The organism is Ruminococcus callidus ATCC 27760 (assembly GCF_000468015.1).
GTDB classification, from domain to species: domain Bacteria; phylum Bacillota; class Clostridia; order Oscillospirales; family Ruminococcaceae; genus Ruminococcus_C; species Ruminococcus_C callidus.
Window position 1 is genome coordinate 1 of the sequence record NZ_KI260477.1, and the last position, 10,101, is coordinate 10,101.

A 10,101-nucleotide genomic window follows, 5' to 3' on the forward strand; every position below is an offset into this window, starting at 1 on the left:
TCATGAGCGTGATCGAAACAGCCAAGCGAAACGGTCTGAATGTTTTTGGCTATCTCTCGTATCTGATGCTGGTTCTTCCTTCATGGGGCAAAACGCCCTCAGACGAACAGCTTGACAGCATCATGCCGTGGAGTGCTACTCTGCCTGAAACCTGCCACAGAACATATCATCAGATCGTTGAAAACATGGCTGAGGTTAAGTGACAGCTTCTCATTCACAGTATTTCATAGTAACTGGCAGTATTTCACGCACAGTAATTCACAGCAGTTCACAGTAATTCATTGTGATGAACCGAATACAGGATTTGAGCCGAGGTTGATCTCGGCTCATTTTTTTGCCCGCTGGTCTGGTTGGCGGTTACGAAAAATCTTAAATGCATAGGAGCGATTCATACTGAATTTACTACGAAAAAAGGGACTTCAAGCGTATGGCACTACTATATCTCCAGCCGACAGCTTAAAGCAGAAGAATTACTGCATCATGCAAGAATGGAATGGTCTGTTGAATCAATGCACTGGCTTCTTGATGTTCATTTTGAAGAGGATTGGTGCAGGGTCGAGAGCAAAGCTGTTCAACAATGTCTGAATATGTTCAGAAAAGCTGCTATTAACCTTATCAAGCGATTCAAATCTTCTGTTAATTCCAAACAAGCTATTTCTCATCTTATGTTCGAATGCTTACTGGATTCAAGGATGATTTTGAGGATTCTTAATGAAAATTGATTTCCATGAGTTTCATCTGACTTTTATTGACTTTGGGTATGTGGATATGGTATACTAAAAAATAACGAAAACTACATTGCGGAAATCTATTTGAATTTTGAGAATGCTGCTGCATATTCGTCATATCAACGCCGCCATCAGAAAATCGCAAAAATTTTAAGCCGAAAAACGGGAAGTGACATTGTGCATATCTGGACTCTTGAAAATTGGAAATATAATTTCACAGACATTTCATCGAGAAGAGGCGGTCTCAGGTTTCGATTCACTTCTGATGTGAATCCAGAAGTACGAGAAGCATGCCTGAAATTTGGAGAGTGGCTGAGAAAAGAGTACATTTTTCCAATAAGGGTGCCGGTATATGTGAAAGGGAAAAAGTACATTAAGTCAATGGATGGGGAAATGGTGCATGGCACTTTCTTTCAGCCGTATGATAAGAGATATGAACCCTATGTACGCGTTGCAACTTGAAACTATGCGGAGGATTTGATAAGACTAGGAAGAGATGATGCCTTGGCTCGGATTCTGGAAACGATCGCACATGAATTGACACATTATTTTCAGTGGATTAACGATATTGAGCTTACAGAAATCGGATACGAACGGCAAGCATCTTCCTATGCAGGATATATTTTGGATGAATACGCTGGAACAGTTGAGCATCCTTGAAAAGCATCAAGCAAAAATCAAAAAACAGGAGATAAGCTTATGAAAAAAATCGTAGCTATAATGTCAGCACTGGCAGTCACAAGTACATGCACATCTTTTTATACTGCATCAAGAAATGAGATCCACATAGAAGCGGCGGAACAGACAGCAGCGATTCAAGGTGATGTCAATGCGGATGGTACGTTTGATATTGCAGATGCAGTTCTTTTGCAGAAGTGGCTTCTTGCTATGCCTGATGTGAAGCTTGTAAATTGGAAAGCTGCTGATCTGTGCGAAGATGATGCGCTCAATGGATTTGATCTTTGCGTAATGAAGCATAGGCTAACTTCTGGAGAAGCAGAAACGCACCAGGTCTATGTGAAAAATACAGAAGAATTGAAAAATGCCCTTGAAAGTGCAAGGGCAGGGGATGAGATCATTCTTGCCGCTGGCGAATATGTCTACAGCGGCGCTACACCAAAGGGATATATGTTCACCAGTTCAGCAGACGGAACAGAAGAAGAGCCGATCCGCATTCATTCTGAGGATCCTGAAAATCTTGCCATACTCTCCGGCTCATCCACAGCTGAAAATTATGTTTTGTCTGTTTCGGGTGACTGGTGGGAAATCAGAGACTTAAAAATCACAAATGCCCAGAAAGGAATTATGATCGACAATTCCAATCATACCAAAATCGTAAATTGTGAAGTGTATCAAATTGGTTCAGAGGGCATACATTTGAGAGACAATAGCTCTTACTGCCTGATTGAAGATTGCAGCGTTCATGATACCGGTGTTGTATCTCCGGGATATGGTGAGGCAGTTTATGTCGGCAGCGCTTATAGTACCACCGGATATGGCTATGACTGTCATTATAATACCATAAGAAACTGTAAACTTGGCCCAAATGTTGCAGCGGAACACGTTGACATCAAAGAGTATACCATTGGTACGATCGTGGAAAACTGTACATTTGACGGAACGGGAATGAGCGGTGAAAATTCCGCCAAAAGTTTTATCAATGTCAAAGGCAATGACTGTATTATCAGAAATAATATCGGCTATCGAAATGGCTGTATGGCAATTCAACGCGCATTCGAGCAGAATAACGTGGTAGAGGGCTGGGGACAAAATGCCCAGGTATATGGCAATAAGGTATATATGGATACGACAACAAATACTTGGGGCAAGAAAATGTACTTTTTGAATGCATGGGATTGTTCCGCTACAGTCTGGGATAATTTTATGGCTTATGACGGCGAACTTTTTTCGGTAGATCATGAAGATGACCACTGGGATTACTATAATTGCAACTTGCTGACTTATGGCGACAAGTGAAACGCTGAGCCTAGCATTTCATGTACCATTGCCTGCTGCAACTCTCTCCACTTTGTGTCGTTCATATAGCTGCACAAATTTCTTTGCTGTACGATTTTTATTCATGCAACCGATGAGCTTGGCTTTGACACTTCGACCTGCTGCCTGATTTCAGAACTTTCCGAGAGACTGTCTATTCCGTTTGGACATCTTCTTGAGTGGTGCTTTGAAATGGCTATTGAGAATGAACAGTATGATGAGTTCCATCCTGATGAAATAACGGAGTTCATGATGGATTTGGGAATCGAGGGTGATGAAGAGTTACAGGAACTGTGCCAGCACTACAATTGTAAGTGGTATGATCTGACCTTTATTCAGGTAACGATTTATCGGCTCGGAATCGACTCTGAAGAGGAACTGAAAAAAATCTGGAACTATTATGATTGCAAATGGATGATGGGAGATCCCTACCCTGTGACACGTCAGATGGTGCAGGATTATCGCAACAAGCATAGTAAGTGAATAGTTAAAGGAGGGTGGAAAATGTACATTGCCTTAGATAAAGAACAAAAACGCATTTCGATTCGTGATGCGGTTCAGGGTGATACATTCTTCTGCCCTGTTTGTCTTGAAAAGATGTTCGTGAAGTCAGGTACCGAACGCGCTCGCCATTTCTCGCATTTTCCGAACTGTGAATGCAACGATAGCTGGAACGGGCAATATGATATGTCCGACTGGCATTACGAGTGGCAAAACCAATTTCCGCCTGAGAATCAGGAAGTAGTTGTTCAGTGTGATGATATCCGCCATAGGGCAGATGTTCTGACTGACAGAAATGTTGTGGAGTTTCAGCATAGCCCCCTCTCTTCCGGAAAGTTTAATGACAGAAATGTATTCTATCATGGAAATATCGGGTATAAGGTCGTATGGCTGTACGATATGCGAGAGGATTTTGAGCAGGAATTAATCACAGAATCGGCTTCGAATCAATTCACATGGGGCAAACCGCGTTCAACATTTCGGAAGTATAACCTGCGTGTCGGTGAAATCGACCTGTTTTTCCAGATTGCGGATGAGGGTGAATGCATCCTTCATATTCAGACTTTTACCAATGATGGATTCCATATCAAACACAAGTATACGAAAGATGCCTTTTTAGCGTATGTCGGCCTAATCAATGGAGTTTGTCCTCCACCGCTTCATCTTGACACGCAGATAGATGAGGAATTCCGTGAGTTTTCTGAAAAGTACAATATCCAATTGAACCCACAGCAGCAGCGGACAGTTCAGGCTGTCGGTGGTGCTAATCTGATGATAGCTGTCCCCGGTAGCGGTAAGACCACAGTCATGGTTGCAAGAATGGGCTACATGATCTACTGTAAAAGAATCGCACCGGAGAATATCCTTGCGATTACATATACAGTCAGTGCTACTAATGATATCAAAAGGCGTTTTGCCGAGAAGTTCGAGCCTGAAATGGCAAGCCGTCTGAACATCCGCACTATCAACTCCCTGTGTGAACAGGTAATCACTAAATATGTTCAGATACATCAGCGCACAAGATTTACAATGCTGAAAGCAAATGAACAAGCCAGTATCATTAAGTCAATCTACATCGCTCTTACCGGTGACAAATTCCCACACGAAGCAGATTTAATTGCGGCTCAGACAGTAATCAGCTACATCAAGAATATGATGTTGACAACGGCTGAACAAAGGGCTGAGTATTTGAATGATGAGCCTTTCTACGAGGAATTCTTCAATCGATATGTCGATACGCTCAAATCGCAAAAGCGCATGGATTTTGATGACCAGTTGGTCTATGCGAGGAATATCCTCATGGCACGTCCGAAGGTTTTAGCGTGGTTTCAAGCTCAATATCAGTATATCTGTGTAGATGAAGCACAGGACACATCAAAAATACAGCATGAAATTATCAGAATACTGGCATCAAAAACAAATAACATCTTCATGGTTGGAGACGAAGACCAGAGTATTTATCGCTTCCGTGCTGCTTACCCTCGTGCGCTCCTCGACTTTACTGATACATATACCAATCCGTATATTCTGTTTCTTGAAACAAATTACCGTTCCACAAAGCCCATTGTATCCGCAGCACAGCGTTTTATAAGCCAGAACATCAATCGACATTCCGAGAAGCACATGGCAGCTAGCAGAGGCAACGGGAAGCCGATTGAGAGAATAACAGTCAGGAAAAAGCATCAGCAGTATTCTGCAATTGCCGAGATATCCAAGAAAGAGCACGCCCAGATGGCAGTGCTTTACCGCAACAACGGTAGTGCTATTCCTTTGATGGACTTATTCCTTCGTGAGAACATCCCATTTGTTCGTTTGAAAGAAGCTGTAGAGAATTTCTTTACGAGCAAGGTAGTTCAGGATATTGTTTATTTTCTCAGATTTGCTATTAATCTGAATGATGCCGAAGCATTTAATCAGGTGTATTATAAGTGCGGATATGGATTCAAAAAGAATGCGGCGTATTGGAGCTGTAGAAAAGCTACGCAGAAGCGAATCACAATAGCTGATGAACTGGTAAACCAGATGGCTCAGTGGCCGACATTGATGCGCAAAGCAGAAGATTTCAGACATAGAATGAAGAAAATAGCAACTTCAAATCCCTATGATGCAATAGATTTGATTTGCCGTTTCTGGTACTATACCTATGCCAAGGAAAATGAACTTGATATAGGAAAGGTGGACATTCTATACGCCTTGGCTGTTCGTGAGGAGACCATAAAAGGATTTCTTGAACGACTGGATCAATTGCCGCAGTTGATCGAAAACTACAGATGCACAGATGAGAATCCAGTCATTTTATCAACTATCCACTCTGCTAAAGGTCTGGAATTTGATACTGTCTACATCGTGGATGTTTATGATGGATGCCTACCACATTCATGTCGGGAAGACGCATCGGAACAGGAACGCATCGACACTTATGAAGAAGAGAGACGCTTATTCTATGTGGGAATCACACGGGCAAAGAACGAACTGCATTTGTTCTATGTCAACGAATGCGGATCAGAATTTGTGAATGCAGTTGCTCCGCCTGACAGAACGGCAAGAGAACCCGTCGTCAGTCACCCTGATGTTCAGATAAGAGAACCACGAATTCAAGCGCCCTCTGTCCCAAAAGCTGAAGCTCCTTCTATTCCGTTAGCCCCCGAACTCGCTGCGTATACCGTGAACACACGAATTAAACATGATGCATATGGAGAAGGCATAATAGTCGGTTCTGAGATAAAGCAAAGCGGTCTTCATATCATAGAAGTTCAGTTTGACAATGGAAACAAGAACCAGTTTCAGCTTGATGTAGTGGTGAGAGCAGGGTTAATGCATTTAGCGTAAGATTTATCGTACGGAGGTGACTTCACTATGAAAAATCCCTTACCTGAGAGACTATCAATGATAGAGGACTTCATGTACACCGAGCCGAAGGAATGGCATAAAAAGATTCGCACGGAGATTCAGCATCTCCGTCAGGCACATTCCAAGGCGATGAAGAAGAATAACCGCATCACCAGCGGACTGCTCGACTTGGAGCCTGCAATGGAGAAGCGGCGTACCGCCGCCCTCCTGTCATCGCTCGAAAAGCTGAACGAGCATGACCGCCAACTTGCTGGTGACTGGATCACGCTCAATATCTTTAGCGAGAGCTATGCTCCAGTGCAGTATGACGGTCATATCCTGACAGCATCATCAATATGGATTCTTGACCGACTATCTGAATTGAATGTCCCACTAGACAAGATATATATGCTCCTACCTACGGACGAGGAACTGATAGACGATCTATTCGAGATAGACATATGGGACTGCCAGTACGAGGAAGACCTCATAGCTAGCGTGGAATATGTTCTGCGTTACCGAAATCAGGACATTGCACCGCTTGAAAGCAATGGCGGCGATGGTGAACGCATTCTGACCAGTAACCTCGCTGCAGAAGGCAAAGACCATGCCGCTGTTCCGAGCAGGCAAAAGTTCGAGTCGCTCCTTGCTCTATTACCACAATGGATGAAGGATGAGGCTATTGCTCACTTGGAAGCTTGTCATCAGGCGTGGACAGAACGCTTCTTTACAGGTATAGGCTTCTTTAAGGGGCAGTACATTGACAAAGTTCATAATGCAAACACGATTCGCAAGGAAATCAACGAAATACGTGACAAGCTGGAGTGCAAGGCAAAGCAGTACATGGCTGAACGAGAGCGTTTGAGAAAGAACAGGAAAGCTCAGATCAAAAGCAAGCCGAATGCACCAATCAATGCACCGCTGATGAATCCGCTGAGAGCTCCTAACCTTCCAATTATCTTCGAAACAGCTCTGGCATATGCACCTTCACCGCTGACAGCTCTTATTAATGGTGCCGGCGACATGGGCGATGCGGAGATTGTTTCGCTCCTTGACAAGATGAAGGGGTTGGATAACCTTCATGAAACGGCGCTAAAGGAACTGGATGATGTTATAGATCAGCGCGGAAAGTTCCTGTATATGATCGTACACCGCAGCTATCTTACATTTGATTTTGTCACTGAGTATTTCCCAGAAGAATTGCACGAAGCGATGCTGAAGCCGGTTCCCGTTCCTGATCCGTATGAGCTGTGCTTTGCAATGCTGTATGCAGTCGAAACTGGCAACGATATTCCTTGGCTATACGGCTCCTGCATCGGTACGCTGTCTGAAGTGGTAGACTATCTGCCGTGGGGAATGTCCGACTATAGCGAAATGGAAGACCCATACTGGGAAGAAGTGCCACCCATGAGTTCCAAAGTGCCGGACTTTCCTGATTGGTACGCAAGAGACTACTACTGGAAGAACGATGATGAGTACGAGGCGAGGAACCTATCACAGATTATTTATTTTATTTAAATCCCGACTTGCAAACGGTACCTAAAAGTAGTATATTGTTCCCCCAATTAAACCTTTCCAAAATCAAGCGGCATAGGAAGTAAAATCAGAAGTAAAAAAAGATGCAATTTTAGACGGATTTAGCTGCAAAGTTTTAAGATGAGAGCGAACATTTTTCTCAAGTTCTTTTTCAGAACGAGGAGAGGCTTTTTTACCAACAGCACGTTTCAGATCGCTGTTAACGAGCTCGTCGGGATTGTATTCGGGAGCATAAGGGGGCAGATAAAAAATAAATATATTACAAGTGTGGTGGATATGTTAAATAACGTACAAAAAGCTGCTTATGAACTGATTCAATCAGATGCGAGATTTATTTACACATTAACCGATATACAGCAAAATGCTAAGAATATCAGCAGCAATTATATTATGATGAGTCAACCTTATATTGGCTTGTTTGCATATGGAGCAGAACAATGGTGTCAAAAGCTTGGATTAGATGCTCCAAAATTTACTGGCACAGAGAAAACATATTACTCTGCCCTGAGACAAAGTCATAAGCTATATGAAAAGTCATATTCTAAATTTTTGTTGGATTTGATGGATAAATTTTATGAAAGTGACAACTATTTTTATAAAATCCGTGGGCTTCGAGAAAAATTGTTTGGATATTACAACGTGGGGACAGATCTGTGTAATGGATATTTCTGCGGAAACACAATTTTGTGTGCTTTATACACACCGGTGAATGTTTTGAACAATAAAAATATCGGATTTTTGATTAAAAATATTAGTGTGGTAGCGGGAAAACTTGCAAATTTTTTTGACTGTAAGAATTTTCCGCCATATAACTACGATGATACTGTTTTAGTAAAATATGAGGATTATCATTTTTATAATAACTGTCCATTAAAATTAAAAACGAATTTCGGCTTTCTACTTTTTTCAATTCTTTGCAGCGTTAATTATGCTGTTAAATTTATAGACAAATGCTTTGTCAATGAGATTCTACAAAAGTTTAAGTTCGCATATCTTCAGTATTACTATCTTTGTGATTTTATCAAAGAGTTAAATGCTGCAAATGGAACAATCTTTTATATCAATGAGTCTTTGAAAAACAGAGCTTTTAGGAACTGCCTTGCACATTATGGATTAGGTCAATATATTTCCGAAAACGAATTGATTGATGATGATATATTAAAAGGGCTGACAAGAAAAGCTTTTAATATGGATTACTCGGAAACAAAAGAACAACTATATTTTTACCTTACCGAGTTAACAAATCAAATTGAAGAAAAAATCCTTTCTTAAAATATTTCACTTAGAAAGCACAGCTGATTTTCCCTTTCAAACTATAAATGAGCATCCCTAAAAAATGCACAAAAAGATAGGACAACAGTCCCAAAAAGAGTTATAATGTACTTGAGACCTACATTAACTCAAAGGAGTGTTGTCCTATGAAAACAAGTATACACTATTCTGAAGAAATTTGCAAAAGATTGGAAGCAAAAAAATTGACGGAAACCATTTCGCCCTATGCGATGGAACACATCAATACGATCATGCTTGCGATATTTAGAGCTTGTGTTTATCGGTAAAGTATGCGGATTTTCGAGCATAATTTTTATGCTGACAAGGAAAATATCCGCAGGAATACTGTCGTATTGCAAGGATATTTGACGAAGTTCAGCAGGAAAATTTGCCGAAAAGACGTGTGCTGAACCGATGAACACAAGCTCTTAGTACAGGATACCATGGAAAAACAGTTGATATGGAGAAGTGCAGTGACAAGCATCGTACCAGTATCTCTCGTTTTTTGCATAACGATCAATGGAATGCATCATCGCTGGAAAAGGCAATGAAGGAGCTGGTAATCCACACAATTTATGAGGAAGCCGAACGCAGTGGGAAACCGATTCTTTGCATCGTTGATGATACGATTGCATCCAAGACAAAACCATCATCAAAGGCAATACATCCAATGGAAGCAGCAAATTTTCACTTTTCACATTTGAAAAGAAAACAGGATTATGGTCATCAGGCGGTAGGCGTTCTGCTTTCCTGTAATGGGATTACGCTGAATTACACAATGATTATGTATGATAAATCGGTTTCCAAAATCGATACTGTAAAGCAAATTGCGGAAGAACTTCCAACGGCTCCGACATCGTCATACCTTCTTTGTGACAGTTGGTATGTATGCGAAAAGGTCGTAAATGCGTTCATTTGCAAAGGCTTTCACACTGTCGGAGCTTTGAAGACGAATCGTATCCTATATCCATACGGCACAAAAATGAATGTCTGTGAATTTGCCGGAAAACTGATAGAAGCAAAGTGCAGGGAACTCTTTCACCTCGTGACCGTGAAAGGGCGAAAGTACTACGTTTACCGATATGAAGGCAATTTGAACGGAATTGAAAATGCAGTTGTTTTGTTATCTTATCCGGCAAAGTCGTTCGGTAAAGAGAAAGCTCTGCGTGCATTCATCAGCACAAATGCAGCTCTTTCGGATGAAGAAATTCTGGATTTGTATGTTGTACGTTGGGAGATT

At 41.6% G+C, this 10,101-nt stretch carries 12 protein-coding genes; 10 read left to right on the forward strand and 2 right to left on the reverse strand.

The features are described 5' to 3' along the window. The 5 genes from RUMCAL_RS12490 to RUMCAL_RS14840 all read left to right on the forward strand — a co-directional run. Positions 1 to 203: transposase domain-containing protein (locus RUMCAL_RS12490; protein ID WP_021683311.1), on the forward strand; the 203-nt coding region annotated here is incomplete at its 5' end. 147 nt (positions 204 to 350) lie between these two features. Beyond that, positions 351 to 722, forward strand: a complete 372-nt coding sequence (locus RUMCAL_RS12495) for an ISAs1 family transposase (RefSeq protein ID WP_242823516.1) — start codon at positions 351 to 353, stop codon at positions 720 to 722. A 90-nt stretch (positions 723 to 812) separates the two neighbouring features. Further along, the gene (locus tag RUMCAL_RS16575; RefSeq protein ID WP_021683313.1) at positions 813 to 1,190 is read left to right on the forward strand and encodes a hypothetical protein; all 378 of its coding nucleotides are present in this window, start codon (positions 813 to 815) and stop codon (positions 1,188 to 1,190) included. Positions 1,191 to 1,232: 42 nt separating this feature from the next. Beyond that, the gene (locus RUMCAL_RS16580) at positions 1,233 to 1,388 is read left to right on the forward strand and encodes a hypothetical protein (RefSeq protein ID WP_021683314.1); all 156 of its coding nucleotides are present in this window, start codon (positions 1,233 to 1,235) and stop codon (positions 1,386 to 1,388) included. A gap of 39 nt (positions 1,389 to 1,427) precedes the next feature. Beyond that, entirely contained in the window at positions 1,428 to 2,705 is a 1,278-nt protein-coding gene (locus RUMCAL_RS14840) for a right-handed parallel beta-helix repeat-containing protein (protein ID WP_021683315.1), read from the forward strand. On the opposite strand, the gene RUMCAL_RS16895 is transcribed toward RUMCAL_RS14840, so the two are convergent. Further along, positions 2,690 to 2,806 (reverse strand): DUF6678 family protein, encoded by a 117-nt coding sequence (locus tag RUMCAL_RS16895; protein ID WP_423219184.1) that lies wholly within the window; start codon positions 2,804 to 2,806, stop codon positions 2,690 to 2,692. The genes RUMCAL_RS14840 and RUMCAL_RS16895 overlap by 16 nt on opposite strands. Positions 2,807 to 2,972: 166 nt before the next feature. Between RUMCAL_RS16895 and RUMCAL_RS12510 the strand changes: the two genes are divergently transcribed. The 3 genes from RUMCAL_RS12510 to RUMCAL_RS12520 are packed head-to-tail and all read left to right on the forward strand — an operon-like array spanning position 2,973 to position 7,571. Next, complete coding sequence (locus RUMCAL_RS12510) at positions 2,973 to 3,206, forward strand: hypothetical protein (protein ID WP_156902557.1); 234 nt, start codon at positions 2,973 to 2,975, stop codon at positions 3,204 to 3,206. 21 nt (positions 3,207 to 3,227) lie between these two features. Further along, complete coding sequence (locus RUMCAL_RS12515; protein WP_021683317.1) at positions 3,228 to 6,053, forward strand: competence protein CoiA family protein; 2,826 nt, start codon at positions 3,228 to 3,230, stop codon at positions 6,051 to 6,053. A 27-nt stretch (positions 6,054 to 6,080) separates the two neighbouring features. Then, positions 6,081 to 7,571 (forward strand): hypothetical protein, encoded by a 1,491-nt coding sequence (locus RUMCAL_RS12520; protein ID WP_040648196.1) that lies wholly within the window; start codon positions 6,081 to 6,083, stop codon positions 7,569 to 7,571. Positions 7,572 to 7,634: 63 nt separating this feature from the next. On the opposite strand, the gene RUMCAL_RS16900 is transcribed toward RUMCAL_RS12520, so the two are convergent. Then, on the reverse strand, positions 7,635 to 7,865 hold the full coding sequence (locus RUMCAL_RS16900) for a transposase (RefSeq protein ID WP_084194433.1): 231 nt from the start codon (positions 7,863 to 7,865) through the stop codon (positions 7,635 to 7,637). On the opposite strand from RUMCAL_RS16900, the gene RUMCAL_RS15655 reads away from it, so the two are divergent. Then, the gene (locus RUMCAL_RS15655; protein ID WP_156902559.1) at positions 7,866 to 8,861 is read left to right on the forward strand and encodes a hypothetical protein; all 996 of its coding nucleotides are present in this window, start codon (positions 7,866 to 7,868) and stop codon (positions 8,859 to 8,861) included. A 460-nt stretch (positions 8,862 to 9,321) separates the two neighbouring features. Next, positions 9,322 to 10,101 (forward strand): transposase (locus RUMCAL_RS12530; protein ID WP_021683322.1); only part of this gene is annotated, 780 nt, incomplete at its 3' end.

Bases quoted from the DNA above. Each gene is read 5' to 3' on its own strand.
- RUMCAL_RS14840 (WP_021683315.1), top strand. From the start codon at position 1,428: ATGAAAAAAATCGTAGCTATAATGTCAGCACTGGCAGTCACAAGTACA.
- RUMCAL_RS12510 (WP_156902557.1), top strand. From the start codon at position 2,973: ATGATGGATTTGGGAATCGAGGGTGATGAAGAGTTACAGGAACTGTGC.
- RUMCAL_RS12515 (WP_021683317.1), top strand. From the start codon at position 3,228: ATGTACATTGCCTTAGATAAAGAACAAAAACGCATTTCGATTCGTGAT.
- RUMCAL_RS12520 (WP_040648196.1), top strand. From the start codon at position 6,081: ATGAAAAATCCCTTACCTGAGAGACTATCAATGATAGAGGACTTCATG.
- RUMCAL_RS15655 (WP_156902559.1), top strand. From the start codon at position 7,866: ATGTTAAATAACGTACAAAAAGCTGCTTATGAACTGATTCAATCAGAT.